The 22,494-nt window shown below is 37.3% G+C and carries 26 protein-coding genes; 13 read left to right on the top strand and 13 right to left on the bottom strand.

The genetic code is table 11. The annotated features are described in order from the left end of the window. Positions 1-117 precede the first annotated feature (117 nt). Both CWR48_RS04135 and CWR48_RS04130 read right to left on the bottom strand, forming a co-directional pair. Positions 118-1,035, bottom strand: a complete 918-nt coding sequence (locus CWR48_RS04135) for a carbohydrate kinase family protein (RefSeq protein ID WP_115771778.1) — start codon at positions 1,033-1,035, stop codon at positions 118-120. 57 nt (positions 1,036-1,092) lie between these two features. Next, complete coding sequence (locus CWR48_RS04130; protein ID WP_115771777.1) at positions 1,093-1,545, bottom strand: YaiI/YqxD family protein; 453 nt, start codon at positions 1,543-1,545, stop codon at positions 1,093-1,095. A gap of 156 nt (positions 1,546-1,701) precedes the next feature. On the opposite strand from CWR48_RS04130, the gene CWR48_RS04125 reads away from it, so the two are divergent. Genes CWR48_RS04125 through CWR48_RS04115 form a run of 3 tightly spaced genes read left to right on the top strand, consistent with a single transcriptional unit; the run spans position 1,702 to position 3,254 of the window. Continuing rightward, the gene (locus CWR48_RS04125) at positions 1,702-2,064 is read left to right on the top strand and encodes a PadR family transcriptional regulator (RefSeq protein WP_115771776.1); all 363 of its coding nucleotides are present in this window, start codon (positions 1,702-1,704) and stop codon (positions 2,062-2,064) included. After that, positions 2,051-3,052, top strand: a complete 1,002-nt coding sequence (locus tag CWR48_RS04120; RefSeq protein ID WP_115771775.1) for an HAAS signaling domain-containing protein — start codon at positions 2,051-2,053, stop codon at positions 3,050-3,052. The genes CWR48_RS04125 and CWR48_RS04120 overlap by 14 nt, the downstream gene beginning before the upstream one ends. Positions 3,053-3,077: 25 nt before the next feature. Next, on the top strand, positions 3,078-3,254 hold the full coding sequence (locus CWR48_RS04115; RefSeq protein ID WP_115771774.1) for a maltose acetyltransferase domain-containing protein: 177 nt from the start codon (positions 3,078-3,080) through the stop codon (positions 3,252-3,254). 507 nt (positions 3,255-3,761) lie between these two features. Here CWR48_RS04115 and CWR48_RS04110 read toward each other — a convergent pair. The 3 genes from CWR48_RS04110 to CWR48_RS04100 all read right to left on the bottom strand — a co-directional run bounded on the left by CWR48_RS04110 (position 3,762) and on the right by CWR48_RS04100 (position 5,253). Further along, positions 3,762-4,331, bottom strand: a complete 570-nt coding sequence (locus CWR48_RS04110) for a dihydrofolate reductase family protein (RefSeq protein WP_115771773.1) — start codon at positions 4,329-4,331, stop codon at positions 3,762-3,764. A gap of 239 nt (positions 4,332-4,570) precedes the next feature. Continuing rightward, a complete protein-coding gene (locus CWR48_RS04105; protein WP_115771772.1) occupies positions 4,571-4,912 on the bottom strand; it encodes a DUF1048 domain-containing protein in 342 nt (113 codons plus the stop codon). Beyond that, on the bottom strand, positions 4,909-5,253 hold the full coding sequence (locus tag CWR48_RS04100) for a PadR family transcriptional regulator (RefSeq protein WP_115771786.1): 345 nt from the start codon (positions 5,251-5,253) through the stop codon (positions 4,909-4,911). Before CWR48_RS04100 ends, CWR48_RS04105 begins: the two co-directional genes overlap by 4 nt. A gap of 329 nt (positions 5,254-5,582) precedes the next feature. On the opposite strand from CWR48_RS04100, the gene CWR48_RS04095 reads away from it, so the two are divergent. From CWR48_RS04095 to CWR48_RS04075, 5 genes are all read left to right on the top strand, one after another. Continuing rightward, the gene (locus tag CWR48_RS04095; protein WP_115771771.1) at positions 5,583-6,089 is read left to right on the top strand and encodes a GNAT family N-acetyltransferase; all 507 of its coding nucleotides are present in this window, start codon (positions 5,583-5,585) and stop codon (positions 6,087-6,089) included. A 118-nt stretch (positions 6,090-6,207) separates the two neighbouring features. After that, the gene (locus tag CWR48_RS04090; RefSeq protein ID WP_115771770.1) at positions 6,208-6,591 is read left to right on the top strand and encodes a GntR family transcriptional regulator; all 384 of its coding nucleotides are present in this window, start codon (positions 6,208-6,210) and stop codon (positions 6,589-6,591) included. After that, complete coding sequence (locus tag CWR48_RS04085; RefSeq protein WP_115771769.1) at positions 6,591-7,481, top strand: ATP-binding cassette domain-containing protein; 891 nt, start codon at positions 6,591-6,593, stop codon at positions 7,479-7,481. Before CWR48_RS04090 ends, CWR48_RS04085 begins: the two co-directional genes overlap by 1 nt. Beyond that, the gene (locus CWR48_RS04080; RefSeq protein ID WP_147294861.1) at positions 7,465-8,214 is read left to right on the top strand and encodes a hypothetical protein; all 750 of its coding nucleotides are present in this window, start codon (positions 7,465-7,467) and stop codon (positions 8,212-8,214) included. The genes CWR48_RS04085 and CWR48_RS04080 overlap by 17 nt, the downstream gene beginning before the upstream one ends. After that, positions 8,211-8,906 (top strand): hypothetical protein, encoded by a 696-nt coding sequence (locus CWR48_RS04075; protein WP_115771767.1) that lies wholly within the window; start codon positions 8,211-8,213, stop codon positions 8,904-8,906. Before CWR48_RS04080 ends, CWR48_RS04075 begins: the two co-directional genes overlap by 4 nt. Positions 8,907-9,403: 497 nt before the next feature. On the opposite strand, the gene CWR48_RS04070 is transcribed toward CWR48_RS04075, so the two are convergent. From CWR48_RS04070 to CWR48_RS04050, 5 genes are all read right to left on the bottom strand, one after another. Further along, positions 9,404-9,643, bottom strand: a complete 240-nt coding sequence (locus tag CWR48_RS04070; protein ID WP_115771766.1) for a hypothetical protein — start codon at positions 9,641-9,643, stop codon at positions 9,404-9,406. Positions 9,644-10,037: 394 nt separating this feature from the next. After that, the gene (locus CWR48_RS04065; RefSeq protein ID WP_115771765.1) at positions 10,038-11,060 is read right to left on the bottom strand and encodes a polysaccharide deacetylase family protein; all 1,023 of its coding nucleotides are present in this window, start codon (positions 11,058-11,060) and stop codon (positions 10,038-10,040) included. Positions 11,061-11,401: 341 nt separating this feature from the next. Next, a complete protein-coding gene (locus CWR48_RS04060) occupies positions 11,402-11,722 on the bottom strand; it encodes a hypothetical protein (RefSeq protein ID WP_115771764.1) in 321 nt (106 codons plus the stop codon). A 59-nt stretch (positions 11,723-11,781) separates the two neighbouring features. Beyond that, positions 11,782-12,558, bottom strand: a complete 777-nt coding sequence (locus tag CWR48_RS04055; RefSeq protein WP_342772433.1) for a DUF2935 domain-containing protein — start codon at positions 12,556-12,558, stop codon at positions 11,782-11,784. Between the two features lie 161 nt (positions 12,559-12,719). Next, a complete protein-coding gene (locus CWR48_RS04050) occupies positions 12,720-13,985 on the bottom strand; it encodes an ATP-binding protein (protein ID WP_115771762.1) in 1,266 nt (421 codons plus the stop codon). 244 nt (positions 13,986-14,229) lie between these two features. On the opposite strand from CWR48_RS04050, the gene CWR48_RS04045 reads away from it, so the two are divergent. The 5 genes from CWR48_RS04045 to CWR48_RS04025 all read left to right on the top strand — a co-directional run bounded on the left by CWR48_RS04045 (position 14,230) and on the right by CWR48_RS04025 (position 18,876). Then, complete coding sequence (locus tag CWR48_RS04045; RefSeq protein ID WP_245976716.1) at positions 14,230-14,526, top strand: DUF3219 family protein; 297 nt, start codon at positions 14,230-14,232, stop codon at positions 14,524-14,526. A gap of 100 nt (positions 14,527-14,626) precedes the next feature. Then, positions 14,627-15,730 (top strand): histidinol-phosphate transaminase, encoded by a 1,104-nt coding sequence (gene hisC, locus CWR48_RS04040; RefSeq protein ID WP_425453871.1) that lies wholly within the window; start codon positions 14,627-14,629, stop codon positions 15,728-15,730. A gap of 15 nt (positions 15,731-15,745) precedes the next feature. Continuing rightward, the gene (locus CWR48_RS04035; protein WP_115771760.1) at positions 15,746-17,047 is read left to right on the top strand and encodes an aminotransferase class I/II-fold pyridoxal phosphate-dependent enzyme; all 1,302 of its coding nucleotides are present in this window, start codon (positions 15,746-15,748) and stop codon (positions 17,045-17,047) included. A gap of 118 nt (positions 17,048-17,165) precedes the next feature. Beyond that, entirely contained in the window at positions 17,166-17,558 is a 393-nt protein-coding gene (locus tag CWR48_RS04030) for a VOC family protein (protein ID WP_115771759.1), read from the top strand. A gap of 121 nt (positions 17,559-17,679) precedes the next feature. Then, entirely contained in the window at positions 17,680-18,876 is a 1,197-nt protein-coding gene (locus CWR48_RS04025; protein WP_115771758.1) for a class I SAM-dependent rRNA methyltransferase, read from the top strand. A 425-nt stretch (positions 18,877-19,301) separates the two neighbouring features. Here CWR48_RS04025 and CWR48_RS04020 read toward each other — a convergent pair whose 3' ends face one another. The 3 genes from CWR48_RS04020 to CWR48_RS04010 all read right to left on the bottom strand — a co-directional run bounded on the left by CWR48_RS04020 (position 19,302) and on the right by CWR48_RS04010 (position 22,390). Beyond that, positions 19,302-20,636, bottom strand: a complete 1,335-nt coding sequence (locus CWR48_RS04020; RefSeq protein WP_115771757.1) for an MATE family efflux transporter — start codon at positions 20,634-20,636, stop codon at positions 19,302-19,304. Positions 20,637-21,123: 487 nt separating this feature from the next. Next, positions 21,124-22,026, bottom strand: coding sequence for a DsbA family protein (locus CWR48_RS04015; RefSeq protein WP_245976718.1), 903 nt, complete (start codon positions 22,024-22,026; stop codon positions 21,124-21,126). Positions 22,027-22,048: 22 nt separating this feature from the next. Then, complete coding sequence (locus CWR48_RS04010; protein WP_115771755.1) at positions 22,049-22,390, bottom strand: winged helix-turn-helix transcriptional regulator; 342 nt, start codon at positions 22,388-22,390, stop codon at positions 22,049-22,051. Between the last annotated feature and the right edge of the window lie 104 nt (positions 22,391-22,494).

Genomic DNA, 22,494 nt, shown 5'->3' with positions numbered 1-22,494 from the left:
AAATTGGCTGGATTGAGTCCAGTCGAATACCGAACTCAATCCAGCCAATCAGCTGCATAATAAAAACTCTAACTTTTAGGGGTAACCACCTTCGTTAAGCATTCCTTTTTAATGTCATCAATTATTTCTTTTCTGAAAAGCCGTCAACGCCCCTTGCTTTGTTACGGCCATTGCGCCAAGCTTATTTCCATACTGTGTATAATCAATGAGCGTCTGCTCGCTCTTTGGTAATCCTCGTGTATGAATACAATGAAGTAATCCTGCCATAAAAGCATCACCTGCTCCAGTAGTATCAACTACCTTTACCTTTTCTCCTTCTACATGAATGACCTTATCCTGATGAATGGACAATGCGCCGTTACCTCCTAGTGTTATCCATATAAATGGAATATGAAAGGAAGCTAGCTTTTCAATTCCTTCCTCAACAATAGGCGTCCGCATCAAAAATAATAATTCTTCCACCGTTAATTTTAGAATATCAATTCTTGGCAAAATCTCTTTGATTGTCATTCTACACGCTTCTTCACTTTCCCATCTTTTTATTCGAATATTCGCATCAAAAGCAATGAGCACTTTATGTTTTTCGGCCAATTCAATTGCTTTCAGCGTTGTCTCATATGCAATTGGATGAAACAATGTCACAGATCCAAAGTAAAATATAGATGAATTTCTAAAGGCTATTTCATTTAATTCAGAAGCTACAAGCTGCTCATCTGGCGTATCGTTCACATAAGAATGGAAATAGCGTTCTCCTTCTTCATTTACATGGACATATACGCCGCAAATTTTCTTGTCATCTGATTCTGCACTAAAGTCTAAATTTACTTTTTCATCTCCTAATGTTGTTTTGATGAACTGACTTACGCTATCCCTTCCTAATTTACAAAGATAATATACGGGCGTACCAAGTCGGCATGCACCGACCGCTGCATTAAGCGTTGTGCCGCCAATAAATGTTTCATACTGGCTATTGGCAGTGTCTTTTGCAATATAATCTACCATAGCTTCTCCATAAGAAATAATTCCACAATCCATGTTCCGAATTCCCTTCAGCAGCTGTTTTCTAATTTTTACAGTAGATTGCTGAGTTTCCTAAGCTTTTTCAAATCCCGATATCGTCTCCAAAAACAAGTCACGAAACTTCATGCGATCTTCATCTGTAAAAGGCTTTGGACCTTTCGTCCGTTTACCGCTTTTTCTTGCCATAGCACTTAAGTATCGAGTTTGTAAAAGCTGGTCAATATTGTCGTTTGTATAGGTAAACCCTTTATGATGGAGGACGGTGCATCCTTTCGCAAGTCCGAGTGATGCAAGTCCGTAATCTTGTGTAACGATGATATCTCCTTTACTAGCAAGCTTCATAATTCGATAATCTGCAGCTTCTGCCCCTGTATCAACATAAACCGTTTCAACACCAAGTGGTTGCACTAAATTAGAATAATGCGAAATGCTAGTGACTAATGTGACTGGAATACCTAGTCTTACTCCTTCTTCGATAATAGTATTCTTTACTGGACAAGCATCGGCATCAACGTATATTTGCATCCTTTTCCTCCTTGCTTCGATATTCGTATAATTAGTGATAATCATACCACATATAGGTAAACAGAATAAAACATAAAAATTATTAATAAAATAATATTAATATGCACTTTACAATAGTGTACGTCATACACTATAATAAATCCAGGAGTTGATCATATGAGTGATGCGAATGAGCATTTAGAAAAACTGATGCAGGAATTACGGCGAGGAACAATCACGATTGCTGTGCTTAGTCAGCTTTCAGAGCCGCAATATGGTTATTCTCTTGTTACGCTACTTAGTGATAAGGGAGTACATGTTGAGCCAGGAACGTTATATCCGTTGCTTAGAAGACTGGAAAAGCAAGGAATACTTGATAGTAAATGGGACACGAATGAAGCGAGACCACGGAAATATTATTTACTAAGTGAGACGGGGAAAGAAGTCTTTGATTTACTTGTTGTTGAATGGAAGAGCATTGTAAAGAGCTTGAATGGTGTGATTGAAGCTAAAGGAGATGATTCAAATGGAAATGATTAATCGGTATATTTATGCTGTCACCCAAAAGCTGCCACAGGCACAGCAAAAGGATATTGCAGAGGAGCTCCGGGGATTAATTGAAGATATGCTGGATGAAAGAGTCGGTGGCGCAGAAATTAACGATAGCGATGTTGAAGCGGTTTTGCTGGAGTTAGGGAGTCCGAGGAAATTAGCTGAACAGTATCGTGGCACTAAAAGATATCTAATTGGCCCAGAGATTTTTGATTCCTATATTTTAGTATTAAAGATTGTTCTAATAATTACAGCCTCTGTTATCGGGATTCATTTCGTAATCCAAGTAATTCTAAATCCAGTTGCAATACTCGACCATTTTATTGATTTGATTGTTGGCATTGTAACAGGGATTCCAACAGCATTTGGCTGGACGACGTTTGGATTTGCGATTCCAGAGATGGCTGGAGCTTTTAATTCTAAGGGATTTTCATTAGAATCAGAATGGAGACCAACGGATCTGCCACCAGTACCAGATGAAAAACGGCAAATAAAACGAGGAGAAGCGATTGCTGGGATTATCTTCTATGCTATATTTATCGTCATTCTCGCGTTTTCAAGTGAATATTTTGGTGTTTGGCGATTCAGTGATGAATTTACTGGGGTCATTCCATTTTTAAATGAACAAACATATGGTACGTATTTATTATTTATTATACTAATATTTGGGTTCGGGATTATAAAGGAATGTTTAAAGCTCGTATTTGGAAAATGGACATATAAGTTAGCAACTTATACGCTAATTGTAAATTTGATATCGCTCATAGCAATCTTATTTATGATAAGTGGACCAGAATTTTGGAATCCGAATTTCATGATGGAATTAGTAGAAGCGGGTTTCTTAACTACCGGTAGTGAATTATACAACATTATAAGTAAGGTCTGGGAGCAATCTACATTTTGGATACTAATTTTACTTCTTGTAGGGTTAATTTGGGATGTGATTGATGGCTTCATAAGAGCGAGAAAAAAATGAAATAGTATTAGACGGTGAATATGTCTTGAAATCGGCAAAAGAAAAAATGCTAGCTGGCGAGCAATATAGATCAGCTGATAAAGAATTATTGGAGATGCGAAATAATGCGCGTAGAATAACGAGATTATACAAAATGCTTGGATTGGCGGACATTCGATTATTAACCCAGGAGTTGTTGATGGAAATCCTGCAACTCCTTTGATTTCTGACTTAACTCATCAGACGAAGCATTTGAAATATCATACGACAGGACTTCTGCTGTATAGACAATTATTTCATGTATTAAAAAGATTCTAGCCATGCTTCCCTTGAAGAAGCCTAAGTACTTTCTCAGCTCTATTTATTTAATCTTACCGATGATGTTTTCCCGTCCATACATGCCGCCACTCCTGCAACTTTATCATTTACTATAGCTATATAAAATTGATCTAATACAAACATGTGGGCAAAAGCCTTTGCAATAACGTTTTTATCTTTGGAAAAAAAGACAAGCCATTGTGTAAGCCTTCCGCAAAATTTCAGACATTTGCATCCTTACATCTAAATCTACTTCATTGGCTTTTACAATTAGAAACTTATTACCTCCAGATTTCATATGGCATATTCCTTTCACTTTTAACGAATGAATATATTTTCAAAATAAATTCATACGACACATTGTCAAATAATATTCAACAGTCTAATATTATCTTTGAAATATAATATATGTTTAATTCCTGTTCAAACGATATATTAGTTGAACAACGCCAGAAGAAAACTTTTTTGTGTCAACCATTTGTAGATTTATCCTCTTGTTTATGTCTATAAATAAAGGTTTTCCTTCTCCAAGAATAACTGGGTGAACAGATAATCTAAATTCATCAACAAGCCCTAAATTGATAAAAGTTGTAATAAGACTTGTTCCACCATAAAGCCAAATGTCTTTACCAGGTTGATTCTTTAATTTATTTACTTCTTCAATAATATTTTCATTTATGAAAGTTACTTTATTATCAGTTCTTTTTTTTGTTCTAGAAAACACATACTTTTCTTTACTATGAACTATTTCCCACATTTCTTTTTCAGTCTCATTAGCATCGTTTTCTGGAGCAAATTCACCCCATAAATCGTAACTTTTCCTTCCATATAAAATAGTATCAATATGATTCAAAAAACTATTAAATTCCATCTCAGCATCCATAATGCACCAATCAACTTCTCCGTTTTCCCCTTCAATAAAGCCATCTAGAGTAACTGCTAAATCTAAAATTACACTTCTTGGTCTTACGTTATCAGACATAAATTTTTTCTCCCTTTTTATTAAGAAATTGTTCCGCCAAAATTAATTATATCTCATTATCAACAGTGTTAATCTCTAAATAACGCTACTGTTGATCTGTATTACTTACTACTAGGTTAAAAATATAACTGAATATTGAATTTGGCAATTCACATTTGTAACCTGCTATTCAGTCGAGATTATCTATTGAATTTGTTTTCTTTGTAGGTACTAGGAGAAAATCCACTAGGACTTCGCCGCTAGCCACGACCAATCGTATCGTTCAACTTTTTGCGATATTTGTCCTTCCAGGTTTGCTCATCCTTCACTAGGTCGTCGCAGAATGCAGCCACGTCCTCGCCCGTGAGGTCAGTGACTTTCTTGCCTTCTGCTGCACCTTCCTCGAAGAGATCTAGAATACCACCATAGATTAGGCTGATGTCCTTCCAGTCGGTGGGGCCACCACCAGCAGTCCACATATATTTTTGGATAGCTTTGTAAGCGTTGTGGTACTCACTTGGAAGTGCCTTCGCACGTGCCTCCATCGCCTTCCATTCGCGCTTGTCATCCAGACTTCCGATAATTTTTTCAAAAATGTTCATTTCACTTCTCTCCTTTTGATTTTTATAGTTTTGAGTTCGTTAATTTTACTTGAAACGAATTCCCATTTTCTCCAAAAAATTTCAAGTTGCTCTTGACCTGCTGCATTGAGTGTGTAAAATTTTCTTGGTGGTCCCATATTGGATGGCTTTTTCTCGATGTTTACTAGATTGTTTTTCTCAAGCCTTATTGTAATCGTATAAACTGTGCCTTCAACGATCTCAGTGAAGCCAAGCTCTCGCAACCGTTGCGTGATTTCATAGCCGTAAGTTTCGCCACGACTGATGATTTCAAGTACACAACCCTCAAGCACCCCTTTCAGCATTTCCGTAATATTTTCCAAATTTGCTCCCCCCATTTATATTTCTCTTTATTATATTCAACACAGGTATTTTGTATTACTGGTATGCAGTATTACTTATTACCGGTATATAGTAACGCAGAATAGCATCGTTTGTCAATAATAAACTTTCATCAAAAAGCACGATATAACGTGACTCATATGCGTTTTTATTAGGTCATTTAGCAAGGGGGGACAAGTTTGTATACTCTTACTAAAAAAAGGCAATGAGCTCCAAAAAGGTATTCTCAGTTGAAGCGTAATTGATTATAATTATTAAATCCATTGTGCTTTTTAATTTATTAGCTTTCTAAAGAAAAGGGGGGATTTGTATGAGGCTAGTAAAGGTAGATAAAGAGTGGCAGTCAGAGCATGAAGCCTATTTTAAGGAATGGGGCTCGGAGCGTATGGTCCCTAGTAGTTTTAATTTAGTTGCGCAAGATACGTATGACGAATATTTATCGGAGCTGGAGATTCGTCAGCATGGCATAGAAAATTGGGTGCCAAATTCAAATTACTTTCTAATAAATGATGAGAATCGTATTGTTGCGATGGTTAATATTCGCCATCGATTAAACGACTATTTACATAATATTGGTGGACATATCGGGTACGGTGTTAGACCATCGGAGCGGAGAAAGGGCTACGCAACACTTATGCTGGCCAAAGCGCTGAAAAAATGTAAAGAACTAGAGCTTAAGCGAGTACTCATCACTTGCGATGAAGATAATATCGGTTCAGCAAAGGTAATTTTGAATAATGGCGGGATTGAAGATGAGCCATTCCACGATAAGGACGGCCGTGTAATAAGGAGATTTTGGATTGAAATAAAAGAGTGATAACGAAAAACCTTGTAAATTTGCAAGGTTTTTTAATATATAGTTGATTTTTCGGAAAACATATCATATACTACATTACATGACTAATGTACTGACTTAGAGTGGAGGAGGTGCAAGCTTGATTCTTAATACGGATGGGTCTAAGCCGATTTATGTACAAATTTCGGAGTGGATTGAGACGGAAATATTGAAAGGTAACTTAAAACAGGATGAAAAGGTATATTCGCAATACAAGCTGGCAGAAATGTTTACCATTAATCCGGCAACAGCTGCAAAAGGATTGAATCTCTTATCAGATGAAAATATTCTCTATAATAAGCGGGGACTTGGAAAGTTTGTGACAAATGAAGCTCTAGGGCTGATTATAGATAAACGAAAGAATCAAACGCTTAAAGGCTTGCTTCTGGAGGCAGCGATTGAGGCGAAACAGTTGAATGTTAGTGAAGTAGAGTTGGTTCAGATGTTGAAAGGAATTATGACGAATCTAGAGGGGGATGCGTAGTGAATGTGATTGAGTGTGAAGGGCTAACAAAACAACAATGGCGACTTAAGGCATTAGATGAATTGTCATTTACAATTAAGGAAAATACGATCACAGGTCTAATTGGAAGAAATGGGGCAGGCAAGACAACATTATTAAAGATTCTTGCTGGGCTGTGGCAGGAGACGAATGGTACGGTAAGGGTATTCTCTGAGCGTCCCTTCAATAATCTTCTTATATCTGCCAATGCAATCTATGTTGATGATCAGATGCAATTTTCCAATCGACTAACATTATCAGATATTTTACATGAAGCGGGCAGGTTTTATGGCAACTGGGATGCAGAGCTTGCCAGACGTCTTTTTAACTATTTTTCCTTTCATCCGAAACAGGTCCATATGCATTTGTCTAAAGGGAAAAAGAGTACGTTTAATATGATTATTGGCCTGGCCTCCCGATGTGCGCTGACGATGTTTGATGAACCAACAACTGGAATGGATGCCTCCGTAAGAAGTGATTTTTACCGTGCACTCCTAAAAGATTATCTTGCATATCCGAGGACGATCATTATTTCTAGCCATCATCTCGAGGAGATAGAAGATTTACTGGAGGATGTACTACTGCTTGATCAAGGGAGAAAGTATTTTCATCTACCGATAGATGAATTGAAGGAATATGCTGTTGGGTTAACTGGAAGAACAGAAATGGTCATGCAGTGTTCAGCAAATCAAGAGGTGATCCATACTCGCCAGATTAGGGATGATTTGACTTATTCTGTTGTGAAGAATGATAATCTACCACTAAATAAAGCTAGACAGCTCGGGATTGAGGTATCAAAAGTATCTGCCAGTGAATTATGTGTATTTCTGACTAAGAAAACAAAGGGAGGGATTGATGATGTCTTTAAATAGGATGGGATTAGGCACTGTTGTGGCAAAACAGCTCCAATACAAAATAAAGGCATATTATGGTGTATTTAGCTCCTTAGTTTTAGTACAGGTGATTGCGTTGCTTCTCTCCGTTGGTGGAAGTGTATTTAGTGGTACAACTATCTATGGATTGTCACTTGATTACACAACATATATGACTACGAACGTGATTGCTTTTACGATTCTCTGGATATTTATTCACGCAATTATCATGACAACAAAGACTGAAAGGGAAAATAGCTTTAGCTTTGTATCCAATCAATTAAGTAATAACATTTCAAATTGCACCTTTCTCATAGTTGCTAGTATTGCTGGCGGAATAACGGCTATTTTATCTGGTTATTTGTTGCGTGTGATTGTATATTTCTTCATCGATATTGATCTATTAATTGGAACAGAATTTTATTATCCACCGGGGGAAGTATTTCAAGGAATAGTTGCAATGATTTGTTATTTAATTCTTATCGGTTCTGTAGGTTATTTGCTCGGCGTTATTACCCAGCTACATCGAATGCTGCCAGTGCTCTTACCGTTCGTATTAGCAGGGATATTGATTGCCCTTGAACGGATATTTCCTGGTTCTTTCATGGCAATAGGAGAATATTATTTTCAGGAAACGAATGTCTTCCCATTTTTATTCAAGTTTATTGGCTCTGCTGTGATTTGCTTTGCAGTTGCTATATTGATTTCGAGTAGATTGGAGGTAAGGAAATGAATACTATCGTTTCCATGCTACCAATTGTGCTAATGCTCCTCATTATTGTAGTTGGAATTATAATAATAAGTAAGGTTAATTGGAGAAATGTTGCAAAAGTGGGATACTGGATGCTTGGTGCATATGTCATCGTGTTACTGCTTTCCGTTGGTGTTTTTTACTTCGTCCCTGTCACTGAAGAGGAACCAATACAAACGCCAGAAAGCGAATATGATTATCATTTGGATGAGGTTCTACTTGGTGAACGACCTGTGGAATCTATAAATGAATATTTAGTAGAAGAATGGGATTTTGAATATGAGTTGGATCACATTCAAATCGGATATCAAGGGGATATAAATAACACGGTTAATATTGCGGTGGAGAGGACGGATGGCAATACCATTAAAGCAGCTTTTTATCAGACACCAGTTTATGGATTTAATATGGAATTAACAAAGTTTATTAGACCAATGGACATACAGTTATCCGATGATAGATTTGTAGTTAAATTACCTGTTACGAAACAATTGAAATTTACTTCTTTTGACAAGGAATTTCCACTGATGCAATTTAAAGATTCACCTAACGAGGATTGGCTAGATGTTCCTGAAAGTCTTTACTGGGGAGGGCAACTCCTATACTTGCAGGTTCCTAGAGAAATTGAAATTAACGCTGAGATGGATGTTTATATTGAATATGTGAATGAATAATTTATAAAAGAAAGGCGTGATTAAATTGCCTTTTAATTACGCTTTTCAACGACGCTCCAAGTTCAAGAGCTTGATCTACCAAACTGTTCTCCAGTTGCTCCAGAAACTGCTTGAACCTTTCTCATTTGCTTATCAAATGAAGCTCCAATGACCACAGCGGTTCCAGCAAGAGCTGGAAGTGTAACCGCCCGTATTCAATTACTTACCAAACTTCTTCATAAGGTTTTTCAAGTTCCTCTAATTCTTCCTTTTGTTGATCCATAGGTTTATATAAATCTGTTGGTTGTATCTTTTTCTTATAATTTGCAGTTGAATTCATTAAGTGTGAAGTTTGCCAAGTGAATCTCTGATTCTGAACGTCGTCCTGTCTGTTTCCTCATGAATAAGAGCGTCAAGCATATCCATGAACTCAGTCATTGACAAACTACAAAATTCGTCTGGTTTGAGTCTCATTGATCCGAATCGCCAGTTCCTCAGTTCTTTCCAATCCAAAGCAATTATTCGTTTTTTCCTTGTACCGTTCCAAATGCTTTAATTTTTCCTTGAACTTCTTCAAAGTTCTCCAAGTCGATCATTTCTCCAACGTCTTCTTGAGTAATTTCTTTGTCTTCTTGGATAAGCCCAGCCCATACAAGGACAATGACGTTTTTCATGCTCATGTTCATTTTACCCATTTCAGAAAGTGGAACACCAAGTTGGTCTTCAATTTCAGCCAATGCGTTCAGTGTGTACCTCAAAGATCTCTTTTATCCAATTCAACTTCAACGTAACCTTTATGTTTGTTAGCCATTCCAAAACACTACTCTTAATATTAGTTTTCGTAATCGAGTAATTAATTTTCAAAATAAAAAGACACTCAAACTGAGTGTCTTTACAAATTCAATGAATATACCTTGTCTTACTTATTCTTCATTTAGAACTATCCATATTCTACCCTCATATAATTCTTCAATTGTAGGGCCTGAATCTCTAACTTTAATAGTCGCAGTCCCGATTGGCTTTTCCTTTTTCCAACTCAGTGTGCAAAATACTTCCTTTTTTTGTTTATTAATTTTAATTAATAAACTCTTACAATTTTATTAAAGGTACGTGATATATTTCTCCATTCATAAACACTCGGAGGGAAGGAGGTTATGACACAACATTTACATTTCTTTTGGAATAAATCTTGCGGTTGTTTGCGTCCTTAACTCTGATAGTCCCCTTACCTAACACAGATGCAGATCCGTCTGAGTTTGTTGTTAATGTAACGTCACCATTTACGACAGACCATTTAGGGTTAAATCCTCTTGTTGTTGGTACAGGGTTATTATATTCGTCAAACCCAGTTGCCTTTAATGTTTTACCACTTAACGATAATGATATTTTATCTACAACAAAATCACCCAAGTTAGTTATGAAACGTAATGCGTCCTGTTGATTTACAGCCAATAATTGTTCTTCTGGCTTAGAAGCAATGTATTGAAAAATCTGTTCCAACCTTTCAGTCGAATAGAGGTATTCTTGCACGTTTCCCGTTTGCTTTGTCAAACCGTGCATCATAATTATTAACCATTTTTTCTGAGATATTGCTTCGTCAATTTTTGCTTTTATCACTTTAACAGAAGTAGTACCACCTACAAAAAAAGAAGGTAGGTTATATGGGTCAGTTGGTGGGTATGGTATAACTGACCGATTTCCTAATGAGCGTACATACCTATAATGAGGTTTAGCCAAATCAGCAATCGTGGGAGTCCACTTGGAACCAGGAACAGCAAACCCCTCAATTCGTGGTATACCCCACTTCCTTAGCAAGCCATTTGCAGTAGTATATTCATAAAGTACTTCTTCTGCTGTATAATCAGAAAGGAATCTTCCTTGACGATGTTGTATAGGGTGAGTATGGGTATGGGCTGCTATTTCATAACCTAAATTTGACATTTCTATTATTTGCGCTCTTGTAATAGGCATACCAAAATAATCTAATGCAAAAGCTTTTGCCCCTTGCTCCAATGTTCCATCAACAATTGACGTAATTATGTTAAAGGTTGCAGGGAGATTATATTCTTCATGTAATGGTATTCCTAAATCATAGTTGTTCATTGCACCGTCGTCATAAGAAAATGACACCATTCCTTGTCCAATAAAGTCTTCGAACTTAGGATTCAAAACCATAGTATTACCTCCATTCTATGCATGCCCCCATGTATCAAAGATTTCACCTCTGGTGTCAAGATCTTTTCCGTGTAATGCTTTGTCATTAGTTCCATTATTAAACTTAAATTGTTCCAATAAGTTCATTTCAATCATAAAATTTTATTCCATGAACTTCTGCATTCAAATGACTGTCTGATTGATTATTCGTGTAGCTTGCACCAAGGGTTAACTCTGCTCTTGCACTTGTCGTATTAGTTAATTTTATTAAAATTTCACTAAAGTCTGATGATTAAATCATAGTTGTAAGGTTTTCTGACTTTGAGGTTGTGACTACCCCATCAAATTCAATATTATCCAAATTAGTTGCATACAGATTTGTTATAGAGGGGTCTACCATCTAAAATAATCCCAGTTAAATCACCATTTAACCGTTTCATTTCAAGATATACATACTCCGTAGAGGTAGACATAGGAACTCTTAAATAGTCCGAATTCCCATTTAATAAAATATAGTTTCGTTGAAATTGAGTATCTGGTTCCTTTTCCCAATTCACACAAGTTAATGTTGCGTGCTTGCCATTTCCTGTTTGGTCGTTCACTGTATCTGCTTTCATATCATAATGTGCTACTAGCTGGCTCTCCAGAATAGCATTTAATTGAATATATAGCCCCCTTACCACATTCAACTCCGTTGTTTGAAGAAAAGATACTTACATTATCTGTGAATACCACGGTTTTCCTATTGATTCGCCATGAGACTTTCATCAAACATATCAATAATATGAAGGAATCGATCTGCTTCTCGGAAGACGTGATCGGCAAGAAGGGGATGGATATTGCTTTTTATTTTACATTCATTAATTAACTCACTCGCTGTTTTCTTGAATTCACGTAGAGATTTAACGGAAACACGGTTTTGATCGAGAAATTGATCTAGAATAGGAACTGTTTCTGATTGTGGTCTCATTGAATCGAGATCTAATGCTTGAAAGACGAGCTGATCGAAGTCGTGACTAAACTCCCTTGCCTGTTCCACTAATTTGCGCTCAGAAGGATCAAGCAAATGACCGATAAATTTCGAGTGATCTGCCATGATTCTTAAGAAGAAAACATTCTCTTTAATAATAGTTTCGGGTAATGGTTGTAATTTTCCCTCATTTAAATCCTTTAAGCGGTTTGCAAAATACGCAGCCTCTCGACTCGTATGGTCAAGCAATAATGGATAGTTATTGGAACGAATGTCGCAATTTAAGGTTAAGCCAAGGACCTTTCGTTTATATGCCCAAATCGAAGTTGCAGCTTGATACACCTCTACATTGAACCTAGCGACCTCCTGTGGATCGGAGTTCATGGAAAACTTGCTTAGCTTCTCTTCAATCCTTTCAAATAAAGTGATGAAATCCTGTGCCTCTTCAATTAGCTTTGTATCACCATAGCTGAATCCTAAACTTAAAAATAATGAATGCTCTTTCATAATTCTTGACCAAAACCTCGTCTCATCAAGTGATCTGGACACAAAAATGTTTACCTTAACCAGCCTCCTCTATGATGCTAATCGTGTATCTCATTTATAGGTTTATGCTTTGTCTAGGTTGTCTAAGAACCGATTGAAGCTCCACTTGACCATGAATATAAAAAAACTTGATAATCATTGATTAACCAAGCTTTCCATTTAGACTAGAATCCCATTCTTCCTGCATATTCTTCTGTTTCCCAGTCTTGTCTTATCGTTCGTCTTTGATTTTCTTGCAGGTCCTTGACGATTTTATCTACATCGATTTGCTGTTCATAATGCCACTGAAGCGCAACGGACATATATAGTTCGTTTAACTGTGCAATCGACAATCCCTTCGTCTGTGTTGTTAAATGATCTAACATCACTTCATCGAGAAATTGTGTCAGCCCCTTTTTGCGCAAATATTCGCTGCGTAATGTATCATCAGGCTGCTTGATCTCGTATGCCCGATCGAAGCGGCCTGCCCGATTAATTAGTGCTGGATCAATTTTTTCTGGATAGTTCGTTGTTCCAATTAAAAAGACACCCTCTTTTGATGTTGCTCCATCCAATGTATTTAAGAATACGGATCTTGCGTGATCCGGCATCGAGTCAATATCTTCAATGATAAGTATCATTGGCGCTATCTTCGTTACCGTGGAGAATACTTCTTTAATGGAATAGCTTGTCGTGTATTCGGTAATTTGCCAGTAAACAACAGGTGCGGAAACACTCCCGGCAATCGATTTTACAAGTGTTGTTTTTCCATTACCAGGACTACCGTATAAAAGAATTCCACGCCGATATGGAATATTGTATTTTTTAAAGAAGGTTCCGCTCTTATGGAAGAATTCATCGATGGAGCGGTAGATATCTGTTTTCACATCTTCTTCCAGTAAAATGTCTTCTCTCTTAATCTGGTTTGTAATTTGTTCTTTCGATCTCTCGATACCATCCTCTGTATCTGTCAATACGTTGATACCGTCAAGCATATAATTGCGCTGTTTCTCAAGAATATAATTTAAGAAGTCGAGTAGTAATTCCTGGTCTCTAGCAAACACAAATTCTTGAATATAATCGGAGTGGCTTTGATAAATCGGTATTCGGACGATTGCGACTTCATAATTGGAAAAGTAGAAAATATTATTTGCGAGTGAAGGTGTTACGGAAAAGCCTTCTCCATCCGTGTAGCTAATATTGAAAGTACCCACTGTATCATAGATACTTGCAACTACTTCCACATCGGTTTCTTTTTTCTCTAGAATTTGTTCAATCGTATTGAAAACTTCTTCGATACCTTCTTCGGAGGAAAATAATTTGAAATCATGTCCGAATTTTTTCAATAAAATTTCTTTAATCTTTGTGATCGCCACAGCGTAATCGTAATAATGTGCAATTGTATTGCTATCTGTATCACTATATTTAATTAAAGTCGGTTTGTTGTTCATGCGAACTTCCTCTCGAATGTATTCCTTCTCGTTTAATTTGAAGATATTTCTGAATCATCTCAGCATTATCATATCATATTCCTATGGGGACTTAAATATTATTGGTGCCTGTATATTAAATAGTGCCTGTCACTTCCCGGTTTTTGTCGAACGTTGTCGGAAAAAATCAATAAGCTAGTAATGATGTTGGTGAACTGATAGAATTTAATCAGTAGAAAGCTTAAAGAAAGGTGCGTGTATAGGCATGATGAACGTGAAAGTAAACATAAACAATGTAGCAATCGGCGTAACGAATTTTCAACAAGAGCTGATTCAGGAAGAAGGGAAAGAGCTCCATAAAATAAGTTTTGACTTTAAAGTGAAAAGTGAACAGTCACATGAAATTACGACACTACTCTACAAGAATAACTTCATCGTAAAGGTTGAGGAAAAAGGGTTAGAATTTCCAGCAACCATTTCCAATTATTCCACTTCGATTACTGATTTAACTGTAGAAAGTGCGGTCGGTGATTTTAAATTAGAGTTAATCGAAAAAGTTTAAGAAAGGTTACTTTAATTCGCTAATTTGTTATATAATAAATGATTATTAGGAACTACGTATATTTTCAGTTTAATAAATTGCCTTTGAAGGGATGGTCTACTTGTCAAATCAAATTAAACCTCGTACTGTTTTAAAAAATATTGAACCATACACACCAGGAAAGCCAATTTGGGAGTTACAACAGGAATTAAATTTGGATAAGGTCGTGAAATTAGCATCAAATGAAAATCCATTCGGTCCGTCTCTAAAGGGTGTAGAAGCAATATCATCTGGATTAGCGGAGCTTAATCGCTACCCGGATGCAGATACGGTTGCACTTAAAGGAGCAATTGCCTCGAGCCTAGACGTTAAAGAAGAGCAAATTATCGTGACAAACGGTGCGGATGAATTAATTACACTACTCTCAGAAGCTTTCCTAGATGAAGGTGATGAGATTATCGTTCCATCCCCATCCTTTAGTGAATATGATTTTGGTGCACATATCATGGGTGCAACTGTTGTACCTGTCCCATTTGAAGATGGTTTTCAGTTTAATGTGCAGAAGATTGTAGATGCTATTACAGAACGTACGAAGCTGTTATATCTTTGTTCACCGAATAACCCGACAGGTACCTATTTATCAAAAGCGGAGTTGGAGCAATTACTTCAAGCTGTGCCAACTAATGTATTAGTTGTGTTTGATGGTGCATACAGTCATTATGCGACTGCGGATGATTATACTGATGGAATCGAATATGTAAGAGCAGATCAGCCAATTTTAGTACTACAAACTTTTTCGAAAATTTACGGACTTGCCGGTGTGCGCGTTGGTTTCGGGATTGCACCAAAATCAATCATCCAGAGTATCCTGAAGGTGAAAGAACCGTTTAATGTGAATAGTTTAGCACAGGCTGGAGCAACAGCTGCTATTAAGGATGAAGAGCACGTAAGAAAATCACGGGAAGGTAATGCTGCAGGCCGTGAGCAGCTTTATCAAGCATTCCAGAATTTAAATTTAGAGTATATAAAAACAGAAAGTAACTTTATCCTCGTTAAATTTGGACCGGATGCAGCGAATATTTATAATGAGCTACTCGCTAAAGGAGTAATCCTCCGTTATGGAAAAACATGGGGATTACCTGAACATGTTCGTGTTTCAATAGGTACAGTGGAAGAGAATTTATATTTTATCGAATCTTTAACATCAATTTTAGTCAACGAATGACGGAGGTATGAACCAGTGAACAATCTTGCAAAACAGTTAAATGCAGACATCAGCGAAGAAAATAGTGAAGTCTATGCGTTACTTTCTAATCTTGGTCGAAGCATGTATTACCCAAAAGGAATATTGAGCCAAAGCGCGGAAGCTAGTAAGAAAGCGACGCGTTATAATGCAACAGTTGGGATTGCAACGGAAGGAAATGAACCAATGCATTTCCAGCATATCCAGAAGAATCTAGATGCGTATGCACCAAAGGATATTTATCCATATGCACCGCCTGCTGGAAAGCCCGCTCTACGCCAAGCATGGAAGGACAAATTAATGAAAGAAAATCCTTCGCTAAAAGGAAAAAGCTTCGGACTGCCGATTGTTACGAATGCACTTACACATGGATTAAGCATTGCGGCCGATTTATTTGTAAATGAGGGCGATACGCTAATTATTCCAGATAAGTTTTGGGGAAATTATAATTTAACCTTTACAGTTCGTCGCGGTGGCAAAATAGATACGTTTGCATTATTTAATGAAGAAAATAAATTTAATGTTGCAGCCTTTAAAGAATGTTTAATGGCACAAAAGGAAAAAGGGAAGGCAATTGTATTGCTTAACTTCCCAAATAATCCAACAGGCTATACACCACATGCTGCAGAAGTAGCTGGTATCGTAACAGCATTAGAGGCAGCAGCTGAGGCAGGGATTAATCTAGTTGTTCTTCTTGATGATGCCTATTACGGATTGTTTTATGAGGATTCAGTGACGGAATCCATCTTTGGTCAGTTAATCGGATTACATCCAAGAATATTACCAGTAAAAATTGACGGAGCAACAAAGGAAAATTATGTTTGGGGTCTACGTGTTGGCTTTATTACCTATGGTGTTGAGAGCCCAGCGATTGCTCATGCATTGGAGCAAAAAACGATGGGACTTATTCGCGCAACGATTTCAAGCGGATCACACTTGTCGCAAACAGTTATTTTAGAGTCACTGCAATCAAGTGAATTTGAAGCGGAAAAACAAGTGAAGCATGATATTTTGGAAAAGAGAGCGAATAAGGTAAAAGCTGTATTAACAAAGGAAAAATATAAAGCCTATTGGTCTGTTTATCCATTCAACTCAGGCTACTTCATGTGCTTGAAGCTAAATGGAGTAAATGCAGAGGAATTACGGGTGCATTTACTGGATAAATACGGGGTAGGGACGATTGCTACTACCGCAACAGATTTACGAATCGCCTTCTCAAGTGTAGAAGAAGAGGATATTGAAGGACTGTTTGATTGTATTTATCAAGGAATGAAAGATTTGACAGGAAAAACAGAGTAAAGGAAATATGATTTTTTTCAATGTTTGATTGTGTAGGATAGAGCTCCCCTTACAATTTCAATGGATCTAATCCTTTGAATTGTCCGGGGAGCTTTTGCAATAATTAGGAGGTGGCTACATGAAACAAGGGCTGATACATCACGTTGAAATTAATGTATCTAATTTACAAGCAACGATCATCTTCTGGGATTTTTTGGAGGAACTTGGGTACGAAGTTTTTCAAAAATGGGAGCATGGGCAAAGTTGGAAGCTTGGTGATACTTATATTGTGTTTGTGCAGACAGTGGAGAAATTCTTGGATGTCCCATATCATCGATGTCGAACGGGATTAAATCATTTGGCATTCTACGGTAAATCACGTGAACATGTAGATGAATTAGCCCTTCGATTAAAAGAAAAGGGCGCAACTATTTTATACGAAGATAAATATCCATATGCTGGAGGGGAAGACCATTATGCATTATATTTCGAGGATCCTGATCGGATTAAAGTAGAGATTGTAGCACCGTAACGAAACGATTACTCTAATCCTTTTAAAATCCTTGAGCAGCTATTCACCCAAGTTCGTTCTTTGCTTTCCCTTTTCCTATTAACATGCGATAATGGAAAAAAAGTAACGATAGGATGAAATTATGAAACCGACAATTGATTTAAAAGTAAACGCTAAGTTTATTGAACAATATAGAAATAATTATCCTTTAATTAGTAAGGAAGCTATCGCAAATTTAGATGCATTAACAGAGGAAGGTTCGATTGTAAACCTAGTCGATAACAATCGTCAATTTATTGCCAAGGGCTACTATGGTGAGCAGAATAAAGGAATTGGTTGGGTCCTGTCTCATGATAAATGGGAGAAAATTGATGATGCGTTTTTCAAAAGTAAAATTCTAACTGCAATTAATAAAAGAGAAGCCTTCTATAAGGATGAAAATACGACAGCATTCCGTGTGTTCAATGGTGAGGGCGATGGTATTGGCGGACTGACCATTGATTATTTTGCTGGCTATTATTTGATCCAATGGTATAGCGCCGGGATCTATGATTTTCGAAATCAAGTGATTCATGCTTTAGATGCGCTCGGTGATTATAAAGCAATCTATGAGAAGAAACGCTTTGATACGAAAGGCCAGTACCTTGAAGATGATGACTTTGTTAAAGGAGAACGTGGTCAATTTCCAATTGTTGTTGCAGAGAACGGAATAAACTATGCAGTTTACCTAAATGATGGGGCAATGGTTGGTATTTTCCTTGATCAGCGCGATGTCCGAAAAGCAATCCGAGATAAATACGCAAGTGGGAAGCATGTACTGAATACATTTTCGTATACAGGAGCATTCTCGGTTGCGGCTGCACTAGGTGGTGCAACGAAAACAACGAGCGTGGATCTTGCAAAACGTAGTAAAAGTAAAACGATTGAGCAGTTCAGCTTGAATGGAATTGACTTTGAAGCACAGGATATCATTGTCATGGATGTTTTTGATTACTTTAAATATGCGAAGCGAAAGGATTTGAAGTTCGATCTTATTGTATTAGATCCGCCAAGCTTTGCACGATCTAAGAAGCATACCTTTAGTACGGCAAAGGATTACCCTGCTTTAATTAAAGATACATTAGAAATTACAGAGAAAAATGGGATTATTATTGCGTCAACGAACAATGCATCATTTGGCATGAAGAAGTTTAAAGGCTTCATTGAAAAAGGTTTTAAAGAGATGAATACGAAATACAATATTCTCGAACAGTTTTCATTACCAGCAGATTTTCAAGTGGATAAGAATTTCTTGCAAGGGAAATATTTAAAGGTTCTTGTGATTCAAGTAGAAAACTAAAATTACCCGCTTCAATTCCTTTGTGAATCGAAGCGGGTTTTTCTATTAGGCTTTTATTAAGTGACGGATGATAATTAGTAGTTGATATAAAGTGCGGACTAGTTTAATGAGTTAAGGGCTCTTAGGCCAGTCGCTCCAGAAATACACTACGCTTTCCGCGGGGAGCTGGTGAGCCAACTCGCGCTATCGCACTTCGTTGTCTCACCTATGCTCTTCTTCCCGCAGGAGTCTCCGTGTATTTCTTCCGCTGGGGTTGTGCAGTTGTTAATTTTTATCATTTTCTTAAAAATAGGAGTTAGCATTTCCTCTCTAAAGGCCGTTGATTGTAGCGGAAAGCGACTGTCCGTAGCGAAAATCAACTTTGCGCCTAACTTAGTTCGCATTCTATACAAATGACGACAAATGATACGGAAATGAGCATACCTTCACGAAAACAACTCTTTCCTCCGCCATTTGCCAAATCGAAAGTACAGAAAAGCAATAATACTACTTATGAAAAAGCTTGCGCCCATTCCCACTGCAATCCCGATGTCACCAAAAAACTCAGCAAATAACGCCGACAATGGATAGCGAAGAATCCAGAATGAAATAAGATTCAGCACGAGTACTTGATACATTGCACCAGCAGCGCGTACGATTCCATTTAGGATAAAATTAATCCCTAAAAATGGATAGCATAATGCGATAATTTGTAAATATCTTGTACCAAACGCGACCGCTTCTTCCTCTTGAATAAATAGCTTCATGCCGAACGGTGCAAAGAAGATAATGAGAATCCCGATGATTACCATTACAAGGAAGTTATAAAGCACCCCATATTTAGCAATCAAACCGATCCGTTTCCAGTTGCGTACACCAATATTCTGTCCGGCCATACTACTTACTGCTGTACTGAGTGCTTGTGCTGGTAGCATTACTAAACTATCAAGCCTTTGCGCCGCACTAAAGCCTGCAACAACGCCACCACCGAATGTTGTGACAACACTCATAATTGCTGTAGAACCAGCCGATATAACCGCCATTTGTAATCCAGATGGAATGCCTAGGTTAAGAATCAATCCGAATTCTTTCCATGAAGGAAGCTTTGGCATACTAAATGGTGCGAGCTTTTTAGATAACACATAAATCATCCCATATATGAATGCGACTGCTTGTGAGAGAACGGTTGCATATGCAGCACCATCTACACCCCAATGAAACCCAGAAATAAATAGCGGGTCTAGCGCAATATTTAGGATGACCGCGATCATGACAAATTGCAATGGTGTCTTACTATCCCCAAGTGAACGTAGCACCGTACTAATAAAATTATAGCCAAATAAGAAGAGGATTCCGAGAAAATTTATTCGTAAATAGGCGATTGCATCCGCCATCATACTTTCAGGTGTTCCAAGAAGTTCTAACAATTGTTCAGCAAAAATGTAACCAACGAATCCTAATGCCGTTGCAATAATCGTCATCATGATGACAAATGCGTTTAAATAGCGCTTTAATCCATCTTCATTTTCTTTTCCTTTTTGCTGGGATAAAATGGTTAATGCTGCATTGTTCAGTCCAATGACAAATGATAAAACAGTAAAAATAATCGTACCTGATAAGGAAACCGCACCTAATGCATTTGCTCCTAGTAAGTTTCCAATCCACAAACTATCCACAAATTGGTACGAGGTCTGTAGTAGATTCGTCAGCATAATCGGACCGGAAAAGGCAATTAACTGCTCTAGAATGTTTCCTTGTGTGAAATCATGTTGCTTTTCCATTGAAAAACCTGCCTTTGTGGAGAGTGTCTAGCATTTAGCTAAACTGGGAAAATGTAATCCGCTCATAAAAATACATATGATTAAAGACTAGTCTATAAGCTGATTGGATTCAACATAAGTGCTCAAAGAGAGTGAGTGATTTCTTACTGTTAGCATTTTATATAAACTATGAACGTAAATAAGAGGACAATTGCTCTCTGGCCACTCGTTCCGAAAATACACTACGCTAGGATTGTGCGAAAACTACCTTCTACATATAAATCTAACTACATCAGTTAAAATAAGTTAGTTTTGTAACCTTCCTCATGTGAAAGTTAATCTACGCTTCGGACAGGAGACTCTCGTAGAATTAAATTTGCACTAATTTACAATTAATACCAACTAATCACCTTCATTTATATACCAAAAATATTTAGAACACATCCATTACAAAAAGAACAATCCTCAAGATGAGAATTGTTCTTCTACTTACCCAATAAAATTCCTATTAGTTTTTAACAAAATACGTTTCGCCTAGAACTTCTTTTACTTCATAATCGTTCGCTGAAAGTTCCTTCTCAACATAATCTTTAATTGCCGCTTGTTCTAAATCATACATCACTTCAATCTCCTTTGAGAATAGAAGCTTTTCCTTTGCAAGGTAATCTGCGAGCGCTGGTTGTTGCTTCGATTCTGGATCCTCACCAAGCACTTGTTTAAGTCCGGCTACATAATATTCAAATGGACGTCCGCCAACGATTTTAACCCCTTTATTTTCCTCGTTCACCATGATGATTGTTGGAAAGCCTCTTGCACCTAAGCTTGCAGCAAGCTGGAAATCTTCATTTAACAATTGTTGCCCAACTGGCTGTTCTGCTTCCTTCGCAATTGCATTTCCATCCAGCCCAAGGCCATTTACAAGATCAATAAGAACTCCTTCATAGGAAATGTTGCGATTGAAAGCAAAAACTGCTTCTCTTGCACGACGTAAAAAAACACGAGCAAGCTTTTCGTTATGCTTTTGAACAATCTTAAATACACGTGATGGTGGAAAAGATGATGTTACAGGGTTGTCATACCATAAAGACCCATCGATTGGCATCCGCGTCATATCACCAACTTCTCTCCAGTGCCCAGCGACATCGCTTGGTCCGGCAATTCCATTTTGTACGTCAGCAAAGCCATTACCCCATTTTTCAAGCAGTCCGCCCATAACAGTACGGACATTAAAATAGTTGCCATACTGCTCTAAGAATCTATTAAACTGAGGCTCAATCGCCCAGCAATGCGAACAAATTGGATCTGTCACATAATAAAGCTCAATCGTTTTCTTAGGTGCAGTCAAATCAATTAATTCCATTTCTCCGCTACCTGGAACACCACATACTCCTGTTTCCACATCACAAATCATATTATTATTGTTATTTGTCAATTTATTTATCCTCCGCTCCGTCTGGCAATGCAACATCCATATTTTGCTTTGCCCACTCCTGAATAGGTTTCAAGCTTTGGGCAAGAGAGCTTCCTTTTTTTGTCAGTACATACGTAATTGTAACGGGTGTGCCGCCTTCCACCACTTTATCGACAATTCCATACTCCGCAAGCTCAGAAAGTTTCAGTGATAACGCTCTGGAAGTGATTCCTGTTAAATCACGTTTAATATCTGAAAAATGTGCCACTTCATCTTCACATAGTGATAAGTAATGGACGATTTGCCCATTCCACTTTTTCCCTATAATTTGGAATGACGCTTCAATATAAGGACAAACTTTCATTTGTACCACCTCTGAATAATAGTATATATTGGTATACTAAATAAATCAAGTATAAAAAATATACAAAATAAGATAGCGAAATTACGATTAACTTAAATATTGAC

Source organism: Oceanobacillus arenosus (genome assembly GCF_003369575.1).
Lineage (GTDB): Bacteria > Bacillota > Bacilli > Bacillales > Amphibacillaceae > Oceanobacillus > Oceanobacillus arenosus.
The sequence above is the reverse complement of the archived record's forward strand: the minus strand, read 5'-3'. Positions and strand labels throughout refer to the sequence as shown.